This is a genomic window from Nonomuraea sp. NPDC049400 (assembly GCF_044466425.1).
Lineage (GTDB): Bacteria > Actinomycetota > Actinomycetes > Streptosporangiales > Streptosporangiaceae > Nonomuraea.
This window is the reverse complement of the sequence record NZ_JBITMP010000023.1, coordinates 47,042-71,324: the sequence shown is the minus strand read 5'-3', so window position 1 is coordinate 71,324 and position 24,283 is coordinate 47,042. Positions and strand designations below refer to the sequence as shown.

The 24,283-nt window shown below is 71.3% G+C and carries 25 protein-coding genes; 21 read left to right on the top strand and 4 right to left on the bottom strand.

Features of this window, described 5'->3' with window-relative positions; genetic code table 11:
- The first annotated feature begins 1 nt into the window (after position 1).
- The 3 genes from ACIBVN_RS32090 (at position 2) to ACIBVN_RS32080 (ending at position 4,146) form a co-directional block, all read left to right on the top strand.
- A complete protein-coding gene (locus tag ACIBVN_RS32090; protein ID WP_397142771.1) occupies positions 2-2,206 on the top strand; it encodes a heavy metal translocating P-type ATPase in 2,205 nt (734 codons plus the stop codon).
- A gap of 276 nt (positions 2,207-2,482) precedes the next feature.
- Positions 2,483-3,265 (top strand): hypothetical protein, encoded by a 783-nt coding sequence (locus tag ACIBVN_RS32085; RefSeq protein ID WP_397142769.1) that lies wholly within the window; start codon positions 2,483-2,485, stop codon positions 3,263-3,265.
- Between the two features lie 59 nt (positions 3,266-3,324).
- Complete coding sequence (locus tag ACIBVN_RS32080; protein WP_397142767.1) at positions 3,325-4,146, top strand: alpha/beta fold hydrolase; 822 nt, start codon at positions 3,325-3,327, stop codon at positions 4,144-4,146.
- Positions 4,147-4,469: 323 nt separating this feature from the next.
- On the opposite strand, the gene ACIBVN_RS32075 is transcribed toward ACIBVN_RS32080, so the two are convergent.
- The gene (locus tag ACIBVN_RS32075) at positions 4,470-5,477 is read right to left on the bottom strand and encodes a GlxA family transcriptional regulator (protein WP_397142765.1); all 1,008 of its coding nucleotides are present in this window, start codon (positions 5,475-5,477) and stop codon (positions 4,470-4,472) included.
- A gap of 71 nt (positions 5,478-5,548) precedes the next feature.
- On the opposite strand from ACIBVN_RS32075, the gene ACIBVN_RS32070 reads away from it, so the two are divergent.
- From ACIBVN_RS32070 to ACIBVN_RS32025, 10 genes are all read left to right on the top strand, one after another.
- Positions 5,549-6,853: an APC family permease gene (locus ACIBVN_RS32070; RefSeq protein ID WP_397142763.1), complete on the top strand. Its 1,305-nt coding sequence runs from the start codon at positions 5,549-5,551 to the stop codon at positions 6,851-6,853.
- Positions 6,850-7,032: a hypothetical protein gene (locus tag ACIBVN_RS32065; RefSeq protein ID WP_397142761.1), complete on the top strand. Its 183-nt coding sequence runs from the start codon at positions 6,850-6,852 to the stop codon at positions 7,030-7,032. The genes ACIBVN_RS32070 and ACIBVN_RS32065 overlap by 4 nt, the downstream gene beginning before the upstream one ends.
- A gap of 331 nt (positions 7,033-7,363) precedes the next feature.
- Positions 7,364-7,996, top strand: a complete 633-nt coding sequence (locus ACIBVN_RS32060) for an RNA polymerase sigma factor (protein ID WP_397142759.1) — start codon at positions 7,364-7,366, stop codon at positions 7,994-7,996.
- A 79-nt stretch (positions 7,997-8,075) separates the two neighbouring features.
- A complete protein-coding gene (locus ACIBVN_RS32055; RefSeq protein WP_397142757.1) occupies positions 8,076-8,315 on the top strand; it encodes an anti-sigma factor family protein in 240 nt (79 codons plus the stop codon).
- A gap of 119 nt (positions 8,316-8,434) precedes the next feature.
- Positions 8,435-9,664 (top strand): ergothioneine biosynthesis glutamate--cysteine ligase EgtA, encoded by a 1,230-nt coding sequence (egtA, locus tag ACIBVN_RS32050; protein ID WP_397142755.1) that lies wholly within the window; start codon positions 8,435-8,437, stop codon positions 9,662-9,664.
- Entirely contained in the window at positions 9,661-10,953 is a 1,293-nt protein-coding gene (egtB, locus tag ACIBVN_RS32045; RefSeq protein ID WP_397142753.1) for an ergothioneine biosynthesis protein EgtB, read from the top strand. Before egtA ends, egtB begins: the two co-directional genes overlap by 4 nt.
- Positions 10,954-11,673, top strand: a complete 720-nt coding sequence (gene egtC / locus ACIBVN_RS32040) for an ergothioneine biosynthesis protein EgtC (protein WP_397142751.1) — start codon at positions 10,954-10,956, stop codon at positions 11,671-11,673.
- 14 nt (positions 11,674-11,687) lie between these two features.
- Entirely contained in the window at positions 11,688-12,668 is a 981-nt protein-coding gene (gene egtD / locus ACIBVN_RS32035; RefSeq protein WP_397142749.1) for an L-histidine N(alpha)-methyltransferase, read from the top strand.
- On the top strand, positions 12,665-13,864 hold the full coding sequence (gene egtE / locus ACIBVN_RS32030) for an ergothioneine biosynthesis PLP-dependent enzyme EgtE (RefSeq protein WP_397142747.1): 1,200 nt from the start codon (positions 12,665-12,667) through the stop codon (positions 13,862-13,864). The genes egtD and egtE overlap by 4 nt, the downstream gene beginning before the upstream one ends.
- Positions 13,865-13,943: 79 nt before the next feature.
- Positions 13,944-14,321 carry an alpha/beta fold hydrolase gene (locus ACIBVN_RS32025; RefSeq protein WP_397142745.1) on the top strand — a complete coding sequence of 126 codons (378 nt, stop codon included), beginning with the start codon at positions 13,944-13,946 and terminating at the stop codon, positions 14,319-14,321.
- On the opposite strand, the gene ACIBVN_RS32020 is transcribed toward ACIBVN_RS32025, so the two are convergent.
- Complete coding sequence (locus tag ACIBVN_RS32020) at positions 14,293-16,269, bottom strand: zinc ribbon domain-containing protein (protein ID WP_397142743.1); 1,977 nt, start codon at positions 16,267-16,269, stop codon at positions 14,293-14,295. The genes ACIBVN_RS32025 and ACIBVN_RS32020 overlap by 29 nt on opposite strands.
- A 439-nt stretch (positions 16,270-16,708) precedes the next feature.
- Between ACIBVN_RS32020 and ACIBVN_RS32015 the strand changes: the two genes are divergently transcribed.
- Positions 16,709-17,041, top strand: a complete 333-nt coding sequence (locus tag ACIBVN_RS32015; RefSeq protein ID WP_397142741.1) for a hypothetical protein — start codon at positions 16,709-16,711, stop codon at positions 17,039-17,041.
- Between the two features lie 131 nt (positions 17,042-17,172).
- On the opposite strand, the gene ACIBVN_RS32010 is transcribed toward ACIBVN_RS32015, so the two are convergent.
- On the bottom strand, positions 17,173-17,544 hold the full coding sequence (locus ACIBVN_RS32010) for a hypothetical protein (RefSeq protein ID WP_397142739.1): 372 nt from the start codon (positions 17,542-17,544) through the stop codon (positions 17,173-17,175).
- On the opposite strand from ACIBVN_RS32010, the gene ACIBVN_RS32005 reads away from it, so the two are divergent.
- From ACIBVN_RS32005 to ACIBVN_RS31980, 6 genes are all read left to right on the top strand, one after another.
- The gene (locus ACIBVN_RS32005; RefSeq protein WP_397142737.1) at positions 17,543-17,800 is read left to right on the top strand and encodes a hypothetical protein; all 258 of its coding nucleotides are present in this window, start codon (positions 17,543-17,545) and stop codon (positions 17,798-17,800) included. The two genes, ACIBVN_RS32010 and ACIBVN_RS32005, sit on opposite strands and share 2 nt — an antisense overlap.
- Positions 17,801-17,812: 12 nt before the next feature.
- Positions 17,813-19,222 (top strand): ATP-binding protein, encoded by a 1,410-nt coding sequence (locus ACIBVN_RS32000; protein WP_397142735.1) that lies wholly within the window; start codon positions 17,813-17,815, stop codon positions 19,220-19,222.
- 116 nt (positions 19,223-19,338) lie between these two features.
- Positions 19,339-20,001, top strand: coding sequence for a response regulator transcription factor (locus ACIBVN_RS31995; RefSeq protein ID WP_397142733.1), 663 nt, complete (start codon positions 19,339-19,341; stop codon positions 19,999-20,001).
- A gap of 70 nt (positions 20,002-20,071) precedes the next feature.
- Positions 20,072-20,632, top strand: a complete 561-nt coding sequence (locus tag ACIBVN_RS31990; RefSeq protein WP_397142731.1) for a DUF4956 domain-containing protein — start codon at positions 20,072-20,074, stop codon at positions 20,630-20,632.
- A 101-nt stretch (positions 20,633-20,733) separates the two neighbouring features.
- Complete coding sequence (locus ACIBVN_RS31985) at positions 20,734-21,600, top strand: polyphosphate polymerase domain-containing protein (RefSeq protein ID WP_397142729.1); 867 nt, start codon at positions 20,734-20,736, stop codon at positions 21,598-21,600.
- 14 nt (positions 21,601-21,614) lie between these two features.
- Positions 21,615-21,755, top strand: a complete 141-nt coding sequence (locus ACIBVN_RS31980; protein WP_397142727.1) for a hypothetical protein — start codon at positions 21,615-21,617, stop codon at positions 21,753-21,755.
- A gap of 87 nt (positions 21,756-21,842) precedes the next feature.
- Here the strand turns inward: ACIBVN_RS31980 and ACIBVN_RS31975 are convergent, their stop codons facing one another.
- A complete protein-coding gene (locus tag ACIBVN_RS31975; RefSeq protein ID WP_397142725.1) occupies positions 21,843-22,838 on the bottom strand; it encodes an acyltransferase family protein in 996 nt (331 codons plus the stop codon).
- Between the two features lie 330 nt (positions 22,839-23,168).
- Here ACIBVN_RS31975 and ACIBVN_RS31970 point away from each other — a divergent pair, with 330 nt between their 5' ends.
- Positions 23,169-24,230: a 3-deoxy-7-phosphoheptulonate synthase gene (locus ACIBVN_RS31970; RefSeq protein ID WP_397142723.1), complete on the top strand. Its 1,062-nt coding sequence runs from the start codon at positions 23,169-23,171 to the stop codon at positions 24,228-24,230.
- Positions 24,231-24,283 lie beyond the last annotated feature (53 nt).

The window sequence follows — 24,283 nt, the reverse complement described above, 5'->3', positions numbered from 1 at the left end:
GATGTCTTCCCTGACTGAGGACAGATCCGTCGAGCTTGCCATTGGCGGTATGACGTGCGCGTCCTGCGCGAACCGGATCGAGCGCAAGCTCAACAAGCTCGAGGGCGTGAGCGCGACCGTCAACTACGCGACGGAGAAGGCGAAGGTCACCTTCCCCGAGAGCGTGGATGCGCAGCAGTTGATCGCCGAGGTGGAGAAGGCGGGTTACACCGCCGCGCTGCCCGCCCCGCCCGCAACCGAAGCCGACGAGGAGCCGGCGGACGAGCTGAGGCCGCTGCGCGAGCGGTTGGTCACCGCGGTCGTGTTGAGCGTGCCGGTGGTGGCGATGGCGATGGTCCCGGCGTTGCAGTTCACGAACTGGCAGTGGTTGTCGCTGGTGCTGGCGGCGCCGGTGGTGGTGTACGCGGGGTGGCCGTTCCACAAGGCGGCCTGGACCAACCTGCGGCACGGCGCGGCCACGATGGACACCCTCATCTCGGTCGGCACGCTGGCCGCCTTCGGCTGGTCACTGTGGGCGCTGTTCTTCGGCACCGCGGGCACGCCCGGGATGACGCACCCGTTCGCCTTCGCCATCGAGCGAACCGACGGCTCGGGCAACATCTACCTCGAGACCGCGGCGGCGGTGACCGCGTTCATCCTGGCCGGGCGCTACTTCGAGGCCCGCTCCAAGCGGCGCGCGGGCGCGGCGTTGCGGGCGTTGCTCGAGCTGGGCGCCAAGGACGTGGAGCTGGCCGACGGCCGCCGCATACCCACCGACCAGCTCAAGGTCGGCGACACCTTCGTCGTGCGGCCGGGAGAGAAGATCGCCACCGATGGTGTGATCCTTGAGGGCTCATCCGCGGTGGACGCCTCGATGCTGACCGGCGAGTCCGTCCCTGTGGAGGTCCGCCCCGGCGACGCGGTCACGGGGGCCACCGTGAACGCGGGCGGCCGCCTGATCGTCCGTGCCACGCGGGTCGGCGCCGACACCCAGCTCGCCCAGATGGCCAAGCTGGTGGAAGAGGCGCAGACCGGCAAGGCGGCTGTGCAGCGGCTGGCTGACCGCATCTCCGGCATCTTCGTGCCGATCGTGATCGCACTGGCCGTCGCCACGCTCGGGTTCTGGCTCGGCACCGGCAACGGTGCGGCGGCGGCGTTCACTGCGGCGGTGGCGGTGCTGATCATCGCGTGCCCGTGCGCGCTGGGACTGGCCACGCCCACGGCGTTGCTGGTCGGCACCGGGCGGGGCGCTCAGCTGGGCATCTTAATCAAGGGTCCGGAGGTGCTGGAGTCGACCCGTACGGTGGACACGATCGTGCTGGACAAGACCGGCACGGTGACCGAGGGCAAGATGACGCTGGTCGCCGTGCACCTGGCCGAGGGCGAGAGCCGCGAGGAGGTGCTCAGGCTGGCGGGCGCGTTGGAGCACGCTTCCGAGCACCCGATCGCTCAGGCCATCGCCCGCGAAGCCGGCTCCGATGCGACCGTCGAGGACTTCGCCAACGTGGAAGGACTCGGCGTACAGGGCATCGTGGACGGCCACGCGGTGCTGGTCGGCCGGCCCCGGCTGCTGGCCGAATGGTCTCAGCACCTGCCCGCCGACCTCGAACGCAAGCTGGCCGAGGAACAGGCGGCGGGCCGCACCGCGGTGGCGGTCGGCTGGGACGGCCAGGCGCGTGCGGTGCTGGTGGTGGCCGATGTGGTCAAGCCGACCAGCCGGCAGGCGATCGCCGACCTGCGGGCGCTGGGCCTGACCCCGGTGCTGCTGACCGGCGACAACGAGGCCGTGGCCAGGACCGTGGCGGCCGAGGTGGGCATCGATGAGGTGATCGCCGAGGTGCTGCCCGCCGACAAGGTCGATGCGGTGAAGAAGCTGCAGGCCGAGGGCAAGGTGGTGGCCATGGTGGGCGACGGGGTCAACGACGCCGCCGCACTGGCCCAGGCCGACCTGGGGCTGGCGATGGGCACCGGCACCGACGCCGCCATCGAGGCCTCCGACCTCACCCTGGTCCGCGGCGACCTGCGGGTGGCCGCCGACGCGCTCCGGCTGTCCCGCCGCACGCTGTCCACGATCAAGGGCAACCTGTTCTGGGCGTTCGCCTACAACGTGGCCGCCCTCCCGCTGGCCGCGCTCGGCCTGCTCAACCCGATGATCGCCGGAGCCGCGATGGCGTTCTCCAGCGTCTTCGTGGTGAGCAACAGCCTGCGGCTACGCCGCTTCAAGTGAACTAACCACCCCTGTGGCCGAAGGCGATCAACGCCTTCGGCCACGTTCACGTGTACAAGCGATCCGCGCGTCCCCCTGGACGCGCGCCGCCGAGCTGGGGCCGCTCGCCACATGCGCGACGGCAGCAGGGTCATCACCATCGGCAGCGGCCTCGCCGAACGGGGTGCCGTACCTGGGCTGTGGATGGCCTCGACCGGGCGTCTCACCTGCACGGGGGAGTCCCTTCCCCTTCGGGAGGGAAGCCGCCGAAGGACCTCCTCATTACCGTGGGCCGGCATGAGATCACGTGCACGGCCCGTGCTGCTGGTCGCGGGGTGGACGGGAGCGGCCGCGCTTGTGCTGGTGGCGCCCGGCAATCTGGTCATGCGGCTGGTGTTCGGCAAGCTGCACGACCCCGCGCTCGTCCGGCAGGTCCTGCTGTCGGTGCTCGGGCTGCTGCTCGCCCTGGTCACCGTTCGCTATGGCGAGCGCAGCCGCCCGCGCCGGCTTGAGCGCCGGGGCGACGGGACGGTCCGGCCTGCGCCCTGGGCCAGAGCTGTGACCTGGGCGGCGGCGGGCGTGCCGGTGCTGGGTTTCGCGGTTCCGCACCTGTTCTGGGGGCTTGGGGTGCCGTTGGGGGTGGCGATGGAGTCCGGTGCCGGCTTGGCGGGTTTGGGCGGGTCGGCGGTGTTCTGGGGGCTGCTCGTGGCGGGGCCGGTCGCGGGGGCCGGGCTCACGCTGGGGTTGATCAGCCGGTGGGGGCAGGTGGTGCCGGCGTGGGTGCCGTTGGCAGGAGGCCGGCGAGTGCCGCGTGTCATCGCCGTCGCCCCGCCGGTGCTGGTCGGCCTGCTGGTCGGCCAGTACGGGGCGATGATGACGAACTGCCTGGCTTTCGGCGTCACCCGTACGTGCGCGCCGGGCGGCGGCGCCGAGATCCTCGACGGCAGCTGGGGGTTCTCCGCGACCTATCCGGTCTTCCTGGTCTGGGGCGCGTCGCTGCTCGCCGCGGGGGTCGGCTACCTCCACACCACCTGCGCACGATCCATTCGCTGGGAGAAACCTAGGAAGATTAGGCTATAAGCTAGGCTCTCTAGGTAGCTGGAGGCGCCTGCTTCCGCTGTGCGCAATGGAGGAAGATCATGACTGTGCTGTCCGTACCCGGTGCCCGCCTCTATTACGAGGTCAGCGGCAGCGGGCCGGTGCTCCTCATGCTGCCGGGCGGCGGCGGTGACGCGGCCGTCTTCGACGTGGTGGCCGGGCCGCTCGCCGAGCACTTCACGCTCGTCACCCTCGACCCGCGCGGGTACTCGCGCAGCCGTCTCGACAGCCCGGTCCCCGTGGATCAGCGGGTCGACGTGCAGAGCGACGACGCCTTCCGGTTGCTCGGCGTGGTGAGCCCGGACCGGCCCGCCTACGTCTTCGGCGGCAGCAGCGGCGCCATCGTCGGTCTTGACCTGCTCGCCCGGCATCCTTCCCGGGTGCGTCGCCTGATCGCCCATGAGCCGCCGTGCTTCGCCCTGCTGCCCGACGCCTCTGCGCAGTCGGCCATGGTCGAGGAGGTGTATCAGCTCATGCGTACGCAGGGGCTCGCAGCCGCGTCAGCTCGGTTCATGGAGGGCGTAGGCGGCACCATGAAGGCCATGCCGGACCCGGCTTCGTTGCCGCCTCGGGCCGCCGAGATGATGGCCCGGCTGATGCGCAACGCTCCGATCATGATGGAGCACGAGTTGCGGCAGTTCACCTCCCATGTGCCTGACCTGGCCGCTCTTGGCCGGGTCTCCGACCGGCTGGTCCTCGCGGCCGGGCGGGAGAGCAGGGGGCATCTGCCGTACCGGCCCGCCGCCGTGATGGCTGAGCGGCTCGGGATCGAGCTGGTCGAGTTCCCGGGCGCGCACAGCGGTTTCACCGACGCACCCGAGGAATTCGCCAAGCAGCTGATCGACGTGCTCGGCGCTTCCTGACCGGCGTGGCCGGCCGCTCGGGTCCGGCTCACGCCTCGGCGGCAGGAGGCGTGCCGCCAATGCGGCCGGCTGCGGGCGGCGCTGGACGCCGGAGTCACGTCGGTCCGCGAGGTCGGCGGGCTCGGCATCCACATGGTGCCGCTCGCGAAGAAGTCGCAGCCCAATTCGCCGACCTTGACGTCCTCGATGCCGAAGCCGTGCGCGCCGTCCATTGCGTCGCGGACCGGTGCCGGGTGCGAGGCCAGGAGGATAAGAAGCCGGCGGCTTTCGTCCGCCGATTTCGGTCGGCCATTAACGCGTTCTCGAGACGCAAATCCCGGTAATCAAACGGATATGTTCCTGCGACTTTTGGCCGCTCCGTGCTCGGGTTTATCCGCGCGGTAACGGAAGATCTGACGGTAGGTCTGCGGGGGGACGCCGGCGACCCGGCCGAAGTGGTAACGGAACGTCGCGGCGGTCGCGAAGCCGGCCTGGCGGGCGATGTCCTCGATGGACTCGTCCGTGGTCTCCAGGAGCTCCTGCGCCAGCCGTACCCGCTGCTGGAGCAGCCACTGGAGAGGGGTGATGCCCAGGGTGTCGCGGAAGCGCCGGGCGAAGGTGCGCTCGCTCAAGTGCGCCACCTGGGCGAGCCGCGGAACGGTCAGCGGCTCGTGCAGATGGCTGCGGGCCCACTCCAGCACCGGGGTCAGGGAGCCGTTCTTGCCGGACTGGAGGACCGGCCGGGTGTACTGCGCCTGGCCACCTTCCCGATGCGGTGGCACCACCATGCGGCGGGCGATTTCGTTGGCGACCGCCGCGCCATGGTCCTGGCGCACCAGATGCAGGCAGGCGTCGATGGCCGACCCCGTGCCGGCCGACGTGATGACGTCGCCGTGGTCGATGTAGAGCGGTACGGGGTCGTAGTCGATCTGGGGGAAGCGGTGGGCGAAGTCGGAGCCGTTCATCCAGTGCGTGGTGGCGCGCCGGCCGTCCAGCAGCCCGGCGGCGGCCAGCACGTACGCGCCTGAGCAGATCGACATGATGCGCCTGCCCGCGCTGTGGGCGGTGCGCACCGCGTCCACCAGCTCGGACGGAGGATCGAGCTGGACGGCGCGGGCGACGGCGCCCACCACGACGGTGTCGGCCAGGACCAGGTCGTCCAGTCCGTACGCGGTGTCGATCGTCAGGCCGGCGGTGGTGCGCAGCGGACCGGGCTGGGCGGCGCACAGCCGTAGCTCGTACCAGGGATCGACCAGGTCGCTCCGGTCGATGCCGAAGACCTCGCACGGCACGGCCAGCTCCAGCACGGGGGTGCCGTCGGTGACCGCGAGGCCGATCACATGTCTGCCCATGGCTGGAATTTAACGCATAATGTCGTTTCTGCCGATGGCCCTGACGCGCCGTGCCCCTGATGCTGATCGGCATGAGTGACGTGACCAAGACGGGGAGCATGACGCTCCGCCACGGCACCGCGATGTACGTGGGCGCGGTGCTGGGCACCGGTGTGATCGCGCTGCCCGCGCTGGCCGCCGACGCCGCCGGACCGGCCTCGTTGCTGGCGTGGCTGGCGCTGGTCCTGTTGTCGGTGCCGCTGGCCGGAACCTTCGCCGCGCTCGGCGCCCGCTACCCAGACGCGGGCGGCGTGTCCACCTACGCCCGCCTGGCCTTCGGCGGGCGTGCGGCGGCGATCGTCGGCTGGTGCTTCTATTTCGCCGTGCCCCCGGGCGCCGCCGCGGCGGCGCTGTTCGGCGGCGCCTATGTCTCGGCCGCGCTCGGCGGCGGGACGACGACCACCACCGTCACGGCGTTCGTGCTGATGGCCGTGGTCACGGCGGCCAACGCCTTCGGCGTGCAGGCGAGCAGCAGGCTGCAGTTCGCGCTGGCGGGTCTGCTCGTCGCGCTGCTGCTCGTGTCGGTCGCGCTGTCCTTGCCGCACGCCGACCTGGACAACCTGCGGCCGTTCGCCCCGCACGGCTGGGGCGCGATCGGATCGGCGGCGGCGCTGCTGGTGTGGAGTTTCGCGGGCTGGGAGGCGATCACGCATCTCGTCGCCGAGTTCCGCCACCCGCGGCGCGACGTGCCGAGGGCGACCGGGGCCGCGGTGACCATCGTCGGCGTGCTCTATCTGCTGGTGGCCTTCGCCACCCTCACCGTCCTGGGGGCCGGCGCGGCGACGACGGACGCGCCGTTGGGCGAGCTGATGGCTCGCGGGCTGGGCGGCGGCGCCCGCTGGCTGGCCGCCGGGGCCGCGCTGTTGCTGACGCTGGGCGCCATGAACGCCTATTACGCCGGCGCCGCCAAGCTCGGCGCCGCACTCGGCCGGGACGGGGCGCTGCCCGGCGTGCTCGCCCGGGGAAGCGTGGCGGGCGAGGTGCCGCGGCGCAGCCTGGCCGTCAACTCGGCACTCTCGTTCGCCGCGCTGGCCGTGGTCGTCGCGGTCGGGGTGGGGCCCGAGCCGCTGGTGCTGCTCACCACCGGTTCGTTCGTCGCGGTGTACGCGTACGGGGTCGCCGCGGCGATCAAGCTCCTGCCCCGGCGCAGCAAGGGGCGGGCCGCGGCGATGCCGGCGCTCATCGCGGTGGTGGCGCTGCTGCTCATGTCCGGCGTCTACCTGCTGTGGCCGGTGGCGGTGACCGGAGCGGCCCTGCTGTACCTGCGGCTCAACCGGCGCCGCCGGCCCGCGGCAGGGGAGCGGCGGCCGGAGGACGTCCGACTGGAGCGCCTGTGATCCTCGGCATCGACCACGTGGGCCTGGCCATCGTCGCCCGCGCGCTGGGCAACATGCACAACACCGCACCGTTCGACGCCACCGGCAACCCCGCGCTCAGCGTTCCCTGCGGCTTCTCGGACGGGCTGCGGCCCCCGCGACCGACGTGCTACACGTTGTCAGGAGTGTGCGCGGCCTGAGACACCCCCGGACACGGCGTGTCCCCGGCCCGTCCCGGGGAGCCGGGGGCACGCCGCATTCGGGGGCCGGCGCCCGCACGGCTCATCGGCATCGCCACACGCCGTCTCGGTGGCCGCCGCGCTTACTCGGCCTGCCCTGGACTGCACGATCGCGAGACCGGCCCCCCGTCGGCCGCGTTTTTCCAGGCGGTGTTTTCAACGCGAGGACACCGCCGGGACGGAAGAACGTCAGTGGGAATGATTAGCGTGGGGCGGGTTAGTCCCAGGCGCAGGGGCCGAGGTCCGGCCTCGACGTCATGGATGTCTCAGCGTTCGACCGGAGGGGGCGATCGTGGGGTCTTTCGCGGGCGGTGGGCTGCCCCCGGACGACGTCGTCGTCACGGCCCTGCGAGCCGGAGACGAGGCGATGTTCGCGGCGCTGCTGGACACCTGGTCCGGGGGCATGTTGCGGGTGGCCAGGTCCTACGTGTCCACCGACCACTCCGCGGAGGAGGTCGTCCAGGACACGTGGCTGGCGGTGATCGGCGGGATCGACGCCTTCGAGAGCCGCTCGTCGGTCAAGACGTGGATCTATCGCATCCTGGTCAACACCGCGAAGAAGCGGAACGCCCGCGAGAGCCGCACGCTGCCGTGGAGCTCCTTCGAGCAGGACGGCGTGACGGACAAGGGCCTCGACGCCGTGCTGCCGGGCGGCTGGAAGGAGCCCCCGGCGGCCTGGCCGACGCCCGAGAGCGAGGCGCTCGCCGCGGAGGTGCGTGGGCTGATCGCCGAAGGGCTGGCCAGACTGCCTCCCCGGCAGCGGATCGTGATCACCCTGCGCGACGTGGAGGGGTGCACTTCTGAGGAGGTGTGCGAGATCCTGGAGATCTCCCCGGCCAACCAGCGGGTGCTGCTGCATCGCGCCCGCACGGCCGTGCGCGGCTGGCTCGCCGACTACTTCGAGTCGGTGAAGCAGCCAGAATAGCTCGCAGGCTCCCTTCCGGCCGATGCGGCGGCACAATTAGTGAAGCGGTTCATATCCAGAGAAAAGGGCGGTCGACGTCGTGAAGCGGTTCACCTGCGACGAACTGGCGGAAGTTATCACCGCCTACCTTGAAGACGCCCTCGACCGGCCGGCACGCGACGGCGTGCGGGCGCATCTGGCCTGCTGCGAGGGGTGTGAGCGCTACTTCGAGCAGTTCCGCGCGACCATCGGCGCCCTCGGCGACCCGCCTCCGGAGGAGCTGCCCGCCGACGTGCGCGCGCGGCTCATGTCGGCCTTCCGCGAGCGGCGGCGCTTATGACCGGAGGCAGGCGGTCACGAGGCCAGTGAGCCCGGTCGCCGTTCATTGCCCAAAAATTACCTGTAACGCTGGCGCGTCTCGCGGGTCTGTAGACCCGTGCGCCACGCGAAGGGTAGACGATGATCGGCCTGACGTCCGAGGGCACGCCGCTGCGGGACGCCTCCGAGGTGGCGGACTTCGCACGCCGCTGCTTCCAGCCGGACCTGGGTGCCACGGACCGGGTGGGCGTCGAGCTGGAGTTCCTGGTCTTCGACCGTAGGGCGCCGGCCGCGTACGTACCGCTGGCCAGGGTGGAGCGCGCCGTCCCCGCGCTGCCGGGCGGCAGCCGGGTGACGTTCGAGCCCGGCGGCCAGCTGGAGCTGTCCGGTCCGGCGGCCTGCCTGCCGGACGCGCTCGGCTGCCTGGCCGCGGACCTGGCCGCCGTGCGCGCCGCCCTGCACGAGGAGGGGCTGGTCCTGGCCGGGGTGGGCCTCGACCCGGTTCGGCCGGCCCGCCGCCAGCTGCGCCTGCCCCGATATGAGGCCATGGCCGAGTTCCTCGGCGAGCCGTACGGGCCGCTGATGATGTGCTCGACCGCGTCCGTCCAGGTCAACCTGGACCTGGGGGAGCGGCCGGCGGCGCGCTGGGAGCGGGCGCACGCGCTCGGCCCCGTGCTGCTGGCGGCCTTCGCCAACTCGCCGCTGAGCGGCGGCCGTCCGTGCGGCTGGATGTCGGGCCGACAGGCCGTGTGGGAACACCTCGACCGCACCCGCACCGCGCCCGTGCCCGCCTCGGGCGACCCCGCCGCCGACTGGGCCGACTACCTGCTGGACGCCCGGCTCATGCTGGTACGCGAGGGCGAGGAGCACTGCCGCCCGGTCCGCGACGGCTCGACGTTCCGCGACTGGCTGAACGGCGGAGGCGCGCGCCGGCCCACCGCCGACGACCTGGCCTACCACGCCACGACGCTCTTCCCCCCGGTGCGGCCCCGGGGCTGGCTGGAGATCCGCTACCTCGACGCCCAGCACCCGGCGGCCTGGCCGGTGTGCGCGGCCGTGACCCACGCCCTCGTCACCGACGACCGGGCCGCCGACGCCGCGCTCGCCGCCGCGGAGCCGTACCGGATGTGGTGGGAGACGGCGGCGCGGTGCGGGCTGGCCGATCCGCGCCTGAGCCGGGCCGCCGAGGCGTGTTTCCGCGCCGCCCTGGAGGCGCTGCCCCGCCTGGGCGCGGGCCCCGGCCTGGTCGGCGAGGTGGCGGCGTTCGCCGACCGGCACGTGACCACGGGCCGCTCACCGGCGGCCGACCTGATGGATGCGGTGCCGGGACGGCGCGTCCCGGCCTGGCTCAACGGGGAAGGACGGGAATGAACGACTTCAAGGAACGCATCGCGGCCGAGCTCCTCGCCGTGCGCGACCGGTCACTCGCCTACACGGCGGCGGACGACGACCTGCTGGTGCGCCAGCACTCGCCCCTGATGTCGCCGCTGGTGTGGGATCTCGCGCACGTGGGCAACTACGAGGAGCTCTGGGTGCTGCGCGAGGCCGGGGGCATCGACCCGCTCCGCCCCGAGATCGACGACATCTACGACGCGTTCAAACACCCGCGAAAAGACCGCCCCACCCTGCCGCTCCTGGGCCCGGCCGAGGCCCGCCGCTACCTCGAGGGCGTACGCGGGCGCGTGCTCGACGTCCTCGACGCGATCGACCTGGACGGACCGGCCCCGCTGCACCGCGACGGTTTCGTGTTCGGCCTGGTGATCCAGCACGAGCACCAGCATGACGAGACCATGCTGGCCACGCTGCAGCTGTCCGGGCAGCCGGGCCTGGTGCGCGAGGGGGAGCTGCCGCCGGGCCGGCGCAGCGGCCCAGAGGAGGTGTACGTGCCCGCGGGCCCGTTCTCCATGGGCACCGACACGTTGCCCTGGGCCTACGACAACGAACGCCCCGCCCACCAGGTCGAACTCGCCGCCTACTGGATCGACCGGCTCCCCGTCGGCAACCGCGCCTACGCGGCGTTCATCGAGGACGGCGGCTACGAGGATCCGCGCTGGTGGAGCGCGGAGGGCTGGTTGTGGCGGCAGCGCTACGGCGTCTTCGCCCCCCTGTTCTGGGTCAGGGACGGTGACACCTGGTGGCGCACCCGCTTCGGCCGGACCGAGCCCGTCCCGATGGACGAGCCGGTCCAGCATGTGAGCTGGTACGAAGCCGATGCCTACGCCCGCTGGGCGGGCAAGCGGCTGCCCACCGAGGCCGAGTGGGAGAAGGCCTGCGGCTGGGACCCGGAGGCCCGACGGGCACGCCGGTATCCGTGGGGCGAGGACGACCCGAGCCCCGACCGGGCGAACCTCGGCCACCGCGCCGCCCACCCCGCGCCGCTGGGCGCCTATCCGGCCGGGGCCAGCGCGTATGGGGCCGAGCAGATGGTGGGAGACGTCTGGGAGTGGACCGATTCCTGGTTCCAGCCCTACCCCGGATTCCGCAGCTTCCCGTACAAGGAGTACAGCGAGGTGTTCTTCGGCCACGACTACCGGGTGCTGCGCGGCGGCTCGTGGGCGGCCGACCCGGCGGCGGTGCGCACCACGTTCAGGAACTGGGACTACCCGATCCGCCGGCAGATCTTCACCGGGTTCCGGTGCGCGCGCTCGGAGCTGGTCTGAGTGTGCAGGCACGCGGCCTGGCTGGGCGCCGCCCGTCCGCTCACCTGGCTCATCCACGAGCCCGAGCACGGCCTGCTCAGACAGTCGTACGCGCCGCGGCGGCAGCGCCATGGCATGATCAACGCCGACGGCTACGGCATGGGCTGGTACGACCCGGCCAGCGCCGAGCCCGTGCGGTACCGCCGTACCGTGCCGATCTGGGCCGACGCCAACCTGTCCGGGCTCGCGCAGGCCGCCCGCTCGACCTGCCTGCTCGCGGCCGTGCGCTCGGCCACCACGGGCATGCCGATCGAGGAGAGCGCCACCGCGCCGTTCGCCGACGGCGGGTGGCTGCTCAGCCACAACGGGCGCGTCACCAGGGACGCGCTGCGCGACCTCGCCGACGACCTGGGCGATCGCGCGGAGAGCGCGTGCGACGCCGCCTGGGTCGCGGCCGCCGTGTTCCTGCGCGGGCGCACCGGGCTGGGCCTGGGCGCGGCGCTGGCCGAGGTCGTCGTCCACGCCGGGAAGAAGGATCCCGGTGCCCGCCTCAACCTGCTCGCCTGCGACGGCGCGTCGGTCGCCGCGACCGTCTGGGGCGACACGCTCTTCTACCGCCAACACGACGACGGCGTGCTCGTGGCCAGCGAGCCGCTCGACGACCTGCCGGGCTGGCAGGCCGTTCCCGAGCGCAGCCTGTTGACCGTCACCCGCGACCGCGTGAGCTTGCAGCCGTTGTGATCCAAGGAGGCCCCATGGCCGTCAGCCAGTCCATCGTGCATGTGATCGACCACCTTGACCGTGACTATCTGCGACAGACGCTCGAACGCGACGTCAGGACCGGCCTGACCGCGACACCCAAGTGGTTGCCGCCCAAGTGGTTCTACGACGCCGCGGGCAGCGACCTGTTCTCCCGCATCACGCGGTTGCCCGAGTACTACCCGACCCGGCGCGAGCTGGCGATCCTGCGGGCGCGGGCCGCGGAGCTGGCGGCGGCCTCTCACGCGGACACGCTGGTGGAGCTGGGGTCGGGCACCAGCGAGAAGACCGAGCTGCTGCTGGAGGCGCTCGCCGCGGCGGGCACGTTGCGCACGTACACGCCGGTGGACGTGGACGCCGTCACCCTCGAGGCGGCGGCGCGGCGGCTGGCCGGGCGCTTCGCCGGGCTGGAGGTGCGGGCGGTGTGCGCCGACTTCGAGCGCCATCTGGGGCTGCTGCCGCGTACTGGGCGGCGGATGGTGGCCTTCCTCGGCGGCACGATAGGGAACCTCGAACCCGCCGCCCGCAGGATGTTCATGAAGGAGTTGCGGGCCACGCTCCGGCGCGGGGACACATTCCTGCTCGGGGCCGACCTGGTGAAGGACACCGAGCGGCTGGTGGCCGCGTACGACGACGCGGCGGGGGTGACGGCCGCCTTCAACCGGAACGTGCTGCGGGTGATCAACCGGGAGCTGCGGGCGGACTTCGAGCCGGAGGCGTTCGAGCACGTGGCGCTGTACGACGAGCGGCACGAATGGATCGAGATGCGGCTGCGGGCCGGCCGTGACATGCGGGTGCGGATCGAGAGCCTCGGGATGGTGGTGGACTTCGCAGAAGGGGAGGAGATGCGTACCGAGATCAGCGCCAAGTTCCGGCCGGAAGGGCTGCGCCAGGAGCTGGTGGCGGCGGGTTTCCAGATCCGTCGCGGCTACACCGATCTGGCAGGTGACTTCACCCTGATCCTGGCGCAGGCGTGATCGCCGGGGCCGGGCGGCACGCTCCGATCGCCGGGGCCGGGCGCGCTTCGATCGCCGGGGCCGGGCGGCGCGCTTCGGTCGCTGAGGCCTGGCGGGGCGCGCGCAGCGTGGCGCCGCCCGGGCATCTCGACGCGGCCGGCTGCAACGTGCCCAGCGACCGGGTGCTCGACGCGGTCGTGGCGCACCTGCGGCTGGAACGGGAGCGCGGCGGCTACGCGGCCGTACCCGACCTCACCCCGGCGAAGTCGGCCCTGGCCGCGCTGGTCGGAGCCGATCCGGGGGATGTGGCGTTCCTGGAGAGCGGCACGGCGGCGATGGCGGCCCTCCTGGGCGGATGGCGGCTCGCGCCGGGCAGTCGCGTCGGCTACGCCCGCACCGAGTACGGCAGCACGCTGATGCTGCTGCACCGCCTGGCCGCCCAGCGCGGCTGGAAACCGGTCGAGCTGCCGGTGGACGGCGACGGCCGCCTGGACCCGTCGGAGCTGGGAGCGGGGCTCGACCTGATGATCGTCTCGCACATCGCCTCCCATCGCGGCGTCGTGCAGCCGGTGGAGGAGATCGGGGCGCGCTGCCGCGCGGCGGGGGTCCCGCTCGTGCTCGACGTCTGCCAGTCGCTCGGGCACGTGGAGGTACGCGGGGCCGGCGCGACCGCGTACGTGGGCACCTCCCGCAAGTGGCTCGCCGGCCCGCGCGGCGTCGGCTTCCTGATCGTCCCCGGCCTCACCCCGGCCATGGACGCCGCGGTCCCGACCCTCCGCGGCCACCTCTGGACTGCACCGGCCGATGACCCGGTGCCGGTGCCTGGCGCGGTGCGGTACGAGAGCGCGGAGGCGGCGGTCGCGGCCCAGGTCGGGCTCGGCGAGGCCGTGCTCGAGCAGCACGCACTGGGCCCGCCCGCCGTTCACGCGCATCTGGCCGACCTCGGTCGTACGGCGCGCGGCGTGCTCGACGGGGCGGGCGGGTGGCGGGTGGCCGAACCGCTCGACGAGCCGTCCGCCCTCGTAACGCTCAGGCCCCCGCCCGGTGACACGGCGGAGGCCGCCGCCGCCCGTGCCGCCGAGGCGTCCCTGCTGGTCAGCGTCGTGCCGCCGGCCAGGGCCCCGCTTGACCTACGCGAACCAGTGCTCCGCGTCTCCCCGCCACCCGGTACGCCTCCGGAGACCCTGCACGCCCTGGCCCGCGCCCTCGCCCACTGACCGGTCGGGTGCAACGACCACCGTCAGCCGTGCGGCGTACATAGTACCGACCGGTTCGATCTCTGCTAGTATCCGCGCTGTGGCGACATTTGTCCTGATCCCCGGTATGTGTCATGGCGGCTGGTGCTTCGACGAGCTCACCGAGCGGCTGCGAAGTCACGGGCACCGGGCGTACCCGCTGACGTTGACCGGGGTCGGCGAGCGCAGCCACCTGCTCCACGGCGGGGTGAACCTCGACACGCACATCCAGGACGTGACCGGGGTGCTGGCAGCCGAGAACATCACGGACGCCGTCCTGGTCGGCCACAGCTACGGCGGGATGGTGATCGCCGGAGCCGCCGACCGCGCGCCCGAGCGGGTGGGCGGCCTGGTGTACCTGGACGGGGTGGTGCCCGGACACACGGCGACTCCTGCTGGAGCGTCTCTGATCAGCTTAACGATCCTCTGTCAGGCGTAGTGGCTGGGATTGTTTCCCACCGTGGCGGGGTGACGTGGGCGTGGAGGTGGAATCCTGCGCCCAGCGCCGCGGCGCGCGGCCGGTGCTGCCTGGTGGGTGTGCTGATCGTTGTCCCGTTCTGGTGCCGGTGGGCTGCGCGCGGCAGCCGGTGCCGGTCCGTTGGTGCGGGTCCCTCCGGACGCTGGCCAGCAGGGCGGGTGAGCCATGCTGGGGAGGGTGCCCTGCGTCGCCTGGGCGCGGGGCGTGTGGTGCGGCGCCGGGTAGGGCCGGTCTTGGATCGATCCGTACGGCGAGACTGTATGGCGGACGGGGTGATGACCGCCGTGGCTTCCAGCTTGTCCACCACCGTGGGAATGGTCATCTGGCCGTTCGCCCGGTCTGTCACGGTCTTGGATTGGTGGGTCAGGCCGCGAGCGGCGATGCGGCGCCAGGCTCCCTGGTCCCGGTCGCCCTGCCAGCCGCATTCGGGGTTGGGGCAGGCGGCCCATTTCCAGCCCGGGATCGTCGGCTGGTCGGGGGCTTTGCGGTGCCGCAGCGGAGTGAGGCAGTGCGGGCAGTGCTTGGAGGTGTTCTTGGCTGGGACGGTGACCATAGCGATGCCGACCTCGGCGGCCAGGTGCCGGATGTGGTCGGCGATACGGCCGCGTACCTGCTGCGACAGGCGGGTGTTGAGAGTGCGGCCCATACCCCGAGCTTCCAGCGAGCGCAGGTCTTCCAGGTAGATCACGCTAGCCCGGGCGGCGATGGCCTGGTCGACGACCCAGCGGGCGGCGGCCCAGGCCAGGGCGTCGTTGAGGTTGGACCGGCGCTTGGACACGTGCCGGATCTCGTCGCGCAGCACGGTGTGCTTGCCGGTCAGCTCGTGCTGCGCGTTTGTGGCGATGAGCCGCTGGTGGTGGTCGGCCTTGGTGTGCAGGTGCTCGGACAGGCGGCGCAGCCGGTGCTGTTTGGCCAGGACTCCAGCGGCCCGGAACTGGGCCCCGGAGCCCAGCGCGCTGATCCGCCCGTCGGGGTGCAGCCGGGTCGCACCCGCGCTGAGCAGTGTGTTCAGGCCCCAGTCCACGCCGAGCGCGACCGTGTGACCGGTGGGGCTGGTCGTGGGAACGGCGTGGGTGTAGGCCATATCAGCCTGCACCCGGCCGCCCGCAAGGCGAAGGGTGGGCAGGTGCAGGACCGCTGAAGCGAGGACCGTGGGCGGCAGGGTGATGGGGCAGGCCACCCACGTCCAGTCCGCGTACGAGCGCGGGAGGGGCCGGGTGGGCAGCTGCAGCCGCAGCACAGCCCGCCGCGGGTCGCTCTCGCTACGCTCGATGGTGGCCTGCTGACGGTCGCAGGCGGCCAGCAGCAGCATCCCCACCACCCGAGGCACGTCCTCCAGCTCGAACACATCGGCCGGCAGCCGGCCGTTGGCTCGCAGGTAGGTGGCGATCTGCCGGGTGCGGGACTTGATGACGCTGGAAGGCAGGTGCCGGCCGTCGGGGACGGCGCCGCGCACGGCGTCCCATTCCTCAGCTGTGCGCTTGAGTGGGTCGCCGGGCCAGGTGGCCAGCACACCGGCGGTCACCTTCGCCCGCCAATGCGCGGAGCGGAGCTGCCGTCCGGCCTGTTCCTGGGCCATCCGCAGGATCCGGTCGTTGACCCTGACGCCCTCCGGCGCGCTGCTGGTCCAGCCCAGTCTGCGCAGTGCCATCCAGGCGTTTGACGGCAGGCGCCGCCCGCCTGTATCCACCCCACTCGCCAGCAATGCGACATCGACGCTGTTCCAATGTTCGGCCAGCAGCGCCGCCGTCATGCCGGACACCAACTCCGCACACCAGCCAACCCGCATCGCCAGCACGCCCGGCGACACCCATACGCCGGTCTTCTCTTCCGCACCATTACGCAGCAAGACGCGAGCACAAGCCGTCCGCGCACTCTCCCCCTCGGCCAGCGCAAGTCTCCGGCTCATCGGCTACCCCACCCTGACGATCCCGACGGCATCCCCACAGCGCACGGCGCCGAGCCTCCGCCGCTCGCTGTGGCACCTCCGCCTCTCCCCCACACCAAGCGCCAGACGAGCCCCACTACCGGCCCAGCAAGGCGCCGGCGACTTGCCTGCTCGAACCCGATCGCGAACGAACCAGCACGTCTCCGCCACCAGCACCCACCTCCCGGGTTTCACAGTGAGTGACCGATAGATTACCAGTCCTTGGAGGTGTCGGGTAGAACGTATGAGCGAGATATGGCCGCCGGTAGATATAAAGGCCACACCGCATCCCCTCGAGCTTCTCCAGGTCGCTTCTCAGACAAAGCCGCAGTCCACACTCAGACTCCGCAGGCCTCCTGGGCGGCCGGAAAACTCGGCGGATCACCCCGCTCATGATCACTAAGGATCGCTAAGGGATTCAATGATTCTGGTCTCCGAGCAGGAACGGTGGTGGTACGTGGACGTGGAGGACAGCGGCTACGCGACCCGGCCGCTGCCGTTCTTCGACCCGCGGGCCACGGCTCACCCGCTCGCCTCGGTGCTCCAGCCGCTCCGGCTCACCGGCGACCTCGCGCACATCCGCCGCAGGGATTACGTGTACGCGGCCGGCTGGGGCAGCGAGTCGCCGTTCACCGCCGTGTACGAGCGGCTGCGTCGCGACCCTTCCTGGACCACGCACGCGCTGGACAGCTCGCACAACCTCATGCGCGACGCTCCGCAGGAGCTGCTGAAGATCCTGCTCGACGTCGCTTAGACCGCGGTCGCCCCGGCGAGACACGGCGAGCGGAGCGTGATAATCATGCTGCGTAGCGTGATCGGATGAGAGTTTTCTCATCTCGGCTTCAGCGTGGTCTCCTCGAAGGGCGTCAAAGTCAAGGTCATGAATCACCGGGGAACGTTGATCCTGTTCGCCCTGGTTGCGGCGATGGCCGGGTTCATGTCGGTGGGGTTGGTGCGGGCGGCCCACCATGAGCCCGAGCTCGGTGACCCCGTCGTGGTGTCGCCCACGCCCACGTTGGGCTCAGGCCCCATGGGGGGTGGAGAGCTGGGGGCCGGCTCGAGCTCGCCCACCACGGCCGCGAGCCCCACGCCCACGACGAGCCTGGCGCCACAGCCCACCACGAACTCGGCGCCACAGGCCGCCATCAGCACGAAGCCGGCACCGCAGGCCGCCGTCAGCACGAAGTCGAGGCCCACGGCGAGCGCGAAGCCCGGGTCCCGCTCGAGTGCCGCGCCGAGACCGGCCAAGAGCGCCATGCCGAGACCGGCCAAGAGCTCCGCGCCCCGGCCCGTCAGGAGCGCCGCGCCGGGCGGGGACGACGCGCGAGAGACCGGTGTGCTGCCCGTGCCCGGCGATACCGGGGCGCAGCCCATGCCGCGAACGACCAGGGCGGAGCCGGTCCTGCCGCCGCCGCCCAGGCCGGCGGACGGTGACGATGACGGCGACGACCGCGGTGGGGATGACGGTGGCGGCGACGACCGCGGTGGGGATGACGGTGGCGACGATGACTGACCAGGTGGCCGCATGCGGATGAGCGCCCGTGCCCGGATCGTGGGCTGGATGCTCGCCGTCGTCGGCCTCGCCCTGTCGGTCTCGATCTTCGCGACCTGGACCATCCTGCTGACCCGTCTTGACGACCGGATGAGCCTCGAGCTCAGCAATGAGGCGGAGAAGCTGCGGCGCTACGCCGCGACCGCGCTGGATCCGGAGACCGGGCGCACGATCACCGACGTCGAGCACCTGCTCACCGGATACCTGGCGCTCAACGCGCCCGACAGGTGGGAGACCTTCTTCAGCATCGTCGACGGCCGGGCCAGCAGGATCACCGCGATCCCGCCACCCGTACGCCTCGACACCGACGACGCGCTGGTCGCGCGGATGGCCGGGGCCATCAGGCCCGATTACGGCGAGGTCGAGAGCGCTGTGGGAACGGTCCATTACGCGGTCATCCCGGTGACGGTGAAGTCGGATCCGCGGCCGGGCCACTTCGTCGTGGCGATCCTCTACGACCGGCACCGCGACGAGATCGTGGACGCTGTGCGGGTTCTCGGGCTGTCCGCGCTGGCGGCGACGGCGCTGGCGGGAGCGGCCGGGTGGTTCGTGGCCGGGCGGGTGCTGGCGCCGGTCCGGCTGGTCAGCCAGACAGCGGAGCAGATCAGCGACTCCACCGATCTCACGCGCAGGCTCGTCGTGCCGGGCGACGACGACGTGGCCGCGCTGGCGGCGACGTTCAACCACATGCTCGACCGGCTCGAGCACGCCTTCGTCGTGCAACGGCACTTCATGGACGACGCCGGCCACGAGCTGCGCACGCCGATCACCGTCATCCGCGGCCACCTGGAACTCATGGGCGACGACCCCCGCGAACGCGCGGAGACCCTCGCCCTGGTCACCGACGAGCTCGACCGCATGAACCGCATCGTCGAAGACCTCCTCACCCTCGCCAAGGCGGAGCAGCCCGGGTTCCTCGACCTGAACGACGTCGAGGTGGCCGACCTCACGGTCAGCGTGGTCGCCAAGGCCCGCGCGCTCGGCAACCGGCGCTGGCGGGTCGACGAGGTGGCCGAGGCCCGTGTGCCCGCCGACCGCCAACGGCTCACGCAGGCGCTCATGCAGCTCGTGGCCAACGCCGTCCGCCACACCACCGACGACGACCTGATCGCCGTCGGCTCGGCCGTCCGCGACGGGCAGATCGAGCTGTGGGTACGCGACAGCGGGCCCGGCGTGGCGCCCGCGGAGCGCGAGCGGATCTTCGGACGGTTCGTACGCGGCGCGGGCCGCACCGTGCTGTACGAGGGGGCAGGTCTGGGCCTGGCCATCGTCCGCTCGATCGCCGAGGCCCATGGCGGCAACGTGAGCGTGACGGATGCCCCAGGTGGCGGCGCCTGTTTCGTCATGACCATCCCGGTGTGGGAGCTGTGGAGGCCGGGATGAGCCAGACGTGCTCGCCCCGCCCAGGCCCACCGTGGTCGTGGGGGAGAGGCCGGAACCGGCGGGGTGTGATCGTCGAGGGCGGAATTCTGTTCACGCTGGGTGTGGGAGAGGAACGGATGAATCGCATTCTGATCGCCGAGGACGAAGCCAGGATCGCGTCCTTCGTGGAGAAGGGGTTGCGGGCCAACGGCTTCGCGACCGCCGTGGTCGGAGACGGGGTCGCGGCCTACGACCTTGCCTGCGCGGGCGGGTTCGACCTGTTGCTCCTGGACATCGGGCTGCCGTTGAGCGACGGGTTCACGGTGCTGCGGCGGCTGCGGCAGTCCAGGGTGACCATGCCGGTGATCATCTTGACGGCGCGCGCCAGCGTGAGTGACACGGTGGCGGGGCTGGAGGGCGGCGCGGACGACTACATCGCCAAGCCGTTCGCCTTCGAGGAGCTCCTGGCCAGGGTGCGGCTGCGCTTGCGGGCCGAACACACGCTGGAGGTGACCGTGCTGCGCGTGTCGGACTTGTCGCTGGATCTGCGTACGAGGCGGGCGTACGTCGGGGATCGGGCGGTCGACCTGTCCGCCAGGGAGTTCGCACTGGCGGAGATCTTCTGCCGCCACCCCGACCAGGTGCTGACGCGCGAGCAACTGCTCAGCCACGTCTGGGGCTTCGACTTCGATCCCGGGTCCAACGTGGTGGACGTCTACGTGCGCTACCTTCGCCGCAAGATCGGCGCGGACCGGATCGAGACCGTGCGCGGCACCGGTTACCGCATGAGAGTCGCCTAATCATCACCTCACCGTCGCCTCACCCCACGCAGTCAAGCTGTTCATCAGCAGCACCACGGAGGGAGCGGTCGTGACAGCCGGACTCGTCATGGATCTCGCGTCGATCGTCGTCCTGGCCTACGGCCTCTACTACCGGCGACACCACCGGCGCGACCTGCTCTTCGCCTACGTGGCACTCAACGTGGGCATCTTCGCGGTCGTCTCGCTCCTCCTCGTCCAGCGAGTCGACATCGCGGTCGGCTTCGGCCTGTTCGGGGTGCTCTCGATCATCCGGCTCAGGTCCAGCGAGATCACGCAGCAGGAGATCGCCTACTACTTCGTCGCCATCGTGCTGGGCCTGGTCAACGGCATCGCGGGGCGGTGGCCGACGACCGCCCTCCTGCTGGACGGGGTGCTGCTGGCGGTGATGTTCATCGCCGACCACCCTGGCCTGCTCGGACGCACCCGCCACCAGCTGGTCACGCTGGACGTGGTGCATGCCGACCCGGACCTGCTGCGCGTCGACCTGGAGAGCCGGCTGCGGGCGCACGTCCTCCACTACGTGGTCACCCAGATCGACTACGTCCGCGACGTGACGGTGGTCGACGTCCGCTTCGTGGTCCCACCGCACCGTCGCGCCGGCGCGCGTTGACCAGCTCGTGGACCGGGAGGCGTGCCGACACGGGGCGGAGCGGCGGTCAGGTCGCGTCGGGCTTGCGGCGATGGGGCGTTCTGGACGGTGGGGGTGTGGTGATGGCGGCTGAACTGGATGCGGATGTGCTGCTTGCCGGGGCCGCGGCCGCGGTGTCGCCGATCGGGCTGGAGGAGGTGCCGGAGCTGATGAGCCGGGTCGACCGCAAATACATCGTGACGGGCACGACCATGGCCGCGCTCGCCGCCGAGCTGGGCGACCGGTTCGCCGTGCTGCGGATCGGCGCGCGGCGGCAGTTCCGCTACAGCTCCACCTACTTCGACACGCCCGACCTGCTCACTTTCCACCAGCACCGGCAGGATCGGCGGCGCAGGTTCAAGGTCCGCACCCGTACCTACCTGGACGGGGGCGGCCAGTGGCTCGAGCTCAAGCTCAACGGCGCGCGGGGCAGCACCGACAAGCACCGCATCCCGTACGACGACGCTCCGGGACAGACCCTCACCCCGGAGGCATTGGACTTCGTACGCGACACCCTCCTCACCGAGCTCCACCTCATCGCCCCAGAGACGCTGGGACCGGTGCTGTCCACCGACTACAGACGCGTGACCTTCATCGACCCCTCCGGCGCCGCGCGGCTCACGTGCGACACGGGCCTGATCTGCCGTGACGGTCAGGCCAGCGCGTCGGCCCGCCGGGACCTGGTGCTGCTGGAGTCGAAGTCGGCGGACGGAAGGGCGTGGGTGGACAAGGTCCTGCGAGGGCTGGGCGCGCAGCCGGTGAGCGTGAGCAAGTACTGCCTCGCGGTCGCCGCACTCCGCCACCTTCCCGCCAGCCGCTGGCGCCCGGTGCTGCGACGCTATCTCGTCCACCGGCCGGAGCCGGAGGCCCGGCGCCTGGTGCCCAGGGGCTGTCGGGGGCAGGCGGCGTTTCCCAGCGTTTCGGACAGCACCCGCCGTACCGTTTCCTGAAGTGAGCTGTCCTGATGGATGACCGTTTCGTACCCGCCGGGCAGAAGATCCCGTTCGATGTACCACTCCCGCATCAGCTCCGCCCCGAACTCCGCGCTCTGCGGGCGGGTGACGAGCCCGTCGTGCGGGTCATAGGGGAGGCCGCCGATGGCTGAGTGGGTCGAGCCGGTCGCCGGGTAGGCTATCGTGCCTTCCCCTGTACAACGGAGCTCTGGAGCACCGCCGCAGAACCGGCCACCGTGTCACGGTCGACGGAGCGGGGTGAAGGCCCAGGACATGCGCGGCTCGACCGCCCAGTGGAAGATCCGGCGGACCGGCGGGGTGCAGAGCAGCGTGGCGACGCCCACGCCGAGCAGGATCGACAGCGGCACGCCCAGCTCGAACCGCTCGGCGACCTTGACCACGAAGCCGTGGAACAGGTACGCGTACATGGTGGCCGCGCCCAGCCCGCTGAACCAGGTGCGCCGCGCCGGCGTCACCGCGAGGAACGCCGCCACCAGCACCGCCCCGGCCACCAGCAGCCCCAGCCGGACGGCCGTCCCCGTGAGGTCGTCCACGTGCAGCGCCGAGTTGGGCAGCCGCCACCTGATCCACTCCGTGGGCACCCGGTCATGCACGAGCAGCGCCACCGCCAGCCCCAGACCGAGCACGCACGCCCCGGCCAGCCGCATGTACGGCCTGCGCAGCCACGCGAAGTGCGCCGGCTTGAGCATCAGCCCCAGCACGTAGAAGGGCAGCAGGGCGAACGTCCGGTTCATGGCCAGCTCGTCGGGCAGCGCGCTCATCCCGGTCAGCAGCGACAGCGCGACCGCGACCCCCAGCGGCCACCTGAGCTGCTGCCACACCGGCGTCGACAGCCGCCACAGGAACAGCGAGAGCAGGAACCAGGTCAGGTAGTACGGGTCCAGCAGGCTCAGCTCGAACTTCCCGTACAGGAGCAGCCTGGGCAGCGAGTACGCGAACTCGAAGATCAGGTACGGCACCGCCAGCGTCGAGATGAGCTTGCGCGCCTTGCCCGCCGAGAACGTGAACCGGCGCGACAGGTAGCCGCTCAGCACGATGAACAGCGGCATGTGGAAGACGTAGACGTAGAAGTAGAGCGCGTGCGGGATGGCCGCGTCCCGCTGGTCCTCGATGAGGTGACCGCACACGACCAGCACGATGGCCAGGTATTTGGCGTTGTCGAAGAACGGGTCCCTGGTGGTGACGGGCTCGGCGGTGACGGCTGCGCTGCTCACAGATCCCGCACCCTAGCCAGCACTCGAGTAACCGCCAGGAAACGGGGAGTGAGGGATTGCGGAAGGGCGGATGTCCGCTCACGCCCGGCGCGCGCGATTTGAAACCGTGGACGTCTCGCTGGTACCGTTCACGACATGCCGCTGATCAGTCGATTTTCGCGCTATGTGCGGGCTCCGGGTGGGGCCGAGGGTCACATGCGCTGATCAACTGTTCATCCGGAGCCAAAGGCAGAGAGATTCGTCTCTGCCTTTTCGTCATTTAGGCGGTCGGCTCCGGACCCTCGGGCGTGGGCCGTATCGCCACAGAGCGCAGAGAGCAGGCCCCGCCCCATGACTGTCACCAGGGATCTACGCATCACCTCGTTCGAAGCCCTGTCCGCACCCGCGGAGCTTCGCGCGGAACTACCGCTAGGAGCGGACAAAGAGGCATTCGTCGCGGCCAGCCGTCGTGCCGTCCGCGACATTCTCGCCGGCGACGACGATCGGCTGCTGCTCGTCATCGGACCGTGCTCCGTGCACGATCCGGAGGCGGCACTCGACTACGCCCGCCGCCTCGCCGAAGCCACGCGCGGCATGGAGGACGCCCTGTGCGTGGTCATGCGCGTCTACTTCGAGAAGCCGCGAACGACCATCGGCTGGAAGGGCCTGATCAACGACCCGGACATCGACGGCGGCCATGACGTGCAGCGGGGCCTGCACCTCGCCCGCACCGTGCTTCTCGACGTGCTCGGCACGGGACTGCCGGTCGGCTGCGAATTCCTGGAGCCCACCAGCCCGCAGTACATCGCGGACGCCGTCACGTGGGGCGCGATCGGCGCGCGTACGCCGGAGAGCCAGGTGCACCGGCAGCTCGCCTCCGGCCTGTCCATGCCGGTCGGCTTCAAGAACGCCACGGACGGCGATGTGCAGGTGGCGATCGACGGCGTGCACGCCGCCGCCCACCCGCAGGTCTTCTTCGGCATCGATGACGAGGGGCGGGCCGCGGTGGTGAGCACGAAGGGCAATCCGGACTGCCACATCATTCTTCGCGGCGGCCGTGGCGGCCCCAATTACGGCGTGGACTCCGCCGGCGACGCCCTCGCCCTGCTGCGGAAGGCTCAGCGACCGGAGCGGTTGATCGTGGACGCCAGCCACGGCAACAGCGGTAAGGACCATGTGCGTCAAGCCGCTGTGGTCCGTGAACTGGCCGCTCGTGTCGCGGAGGGTGAGGAAGGCATCGCCGGGTTGATGGTGGAGAGCTTCCTCGTTCCTGGCCGGCAGGAGCCCGGACCTCGCGAGGGCCTGACCTACGGGCAGAGCATCACCGACGCCTGCGTCGGCTGGGACGAGACTGAGCGCCTGCTCGACGTCCTGGCGGCGGCCGCGCGCTCCCGGAGAGAGTCCAAGAGCTGATTCACCGAGGCGGTGGCGGCTCGGACCGAGCCGCCACCGCCGCTGGGGATCTT

Bases quoted from the DNA above. Each gene is read 5' to 3' on its own strand.
- ACIBVN_RS32090 (WP_397142771.1), top strand. From the start codon at position 2: ATGTCTTCCCTGACTGAGGACAGATCCGTCGAGCTTGCCATTGGCGGT.
- ACIBVN_RS32085 (WP_397142769.1), top strand. From the start codon at position 2,483: ATGAGATCACGTGCACGGCCCGTGCTGCTGGTCGCGGGGTGGACGGGA.
- ACIBVN_RS32080 (WP_397142767.1), top strand. From the start codon at position 3,325: ATGACTGTGCTGTCCGTACCCGGTGCCCGCCTCTATTACGAGGTCAGC.
- ACIBVN_RS32075 (WP_397142765.1), bottom strand. From the start codon at position 5,477: ATGGGCAGACATGTGATCGGCCTCGCGGTCACCGACGGCACCCCCGTG.
- ACIBVN_RS32070 (WP_397142763.1), top strand. From the start codon at position 5,549: ATGAGTGACGTGACCAAGACGGGGAGCATGACGCTCCGCCACGGCACC.
- egtA (WP_397142755.1), top strand. From the start codon at position 8,435: ATGATCGGCCTGACGTCCGAGGGCACGCCGCTGCGGGACGCCTCCGAG.
- egtB (WP_397142753.1), top strand. From the start codon at position 9,661: ATGAACGACTTCAAGGAACGCATCGCGGCCGAGCTCCTCGCCGTGCGC.
- egtD (WP_397142749.1), top strand. From the start codon at position 11,688: ATGGCCGTCAGCCAGTCCATCGTGCATGTGATCGACCACCTTGACCGT.
- ACIBVN_RS32020 (WP_397142743.1), bottom strand. From the start codon at position 16,269: ATGAGCCGGAGACTTGCGCTGGCCGAGGGGGAGAGTGCGCGGACGGCT.
- ACIBVN_RS32015 (WP_397142741.1), top strand. From the start codon at position 16,709: ATGATTCTGGTCTCCGAGCAGGAACGGTGGTGGTACGTGGACGTGGAG.
- ACIBVN_RS32005 (WP_397142737.1), top strand. From the start codon at position 17,543: ATGCCGAGACCGGCCAAGAGCTCCGCGCCCCGGCCCGTCAGGAGCGCC.
- ACIBVN_RS32010 (WP_397142739.1), bottom strand. From the start codon at position 17,544: ATGGCGCTCTTGGCCGGTCTCGGCGCGGCACTCGAGCGGGACCCGGGC.
- ACIBVN_RS32000 (WP_397142735.1), top strand. From the start codon at position 17,813: ATGCGGATGAGCGCCCGTGCCCGGATCGTGGGCTGGATGCTCGCCGTC.
- ACIBVN_RS31995 (WP_397142733.1), top strand. From the start codon at position 19,339: ATGAATCGCATTCTGATCGCCGAGGACGAAGCCAGGATCGCGTCCTTC.
- ACIBVN_RS31985 (WP_397142729.1), top strand. From the start codon at position 20,734: ATGGCGGCTGAACTGGATGCGGATGTGCTGCTTGCCGGGGCCGCGGCC.
- ACIBVN_RS31980 (WP_397142727.1), top strand. From the start codon at position 21,615: ATGGATGACCGTTTCGTACCCGCCGGGCAGAAGATCCCGTTCGATGTA.
- ACIBVN_RS31970 (WP_397142723.1), top strand. From the start codon at position 23,169: ATGACTGTCACCAGGGATCTACGCATCACCTCGTTCGAAGCCCTGTCC.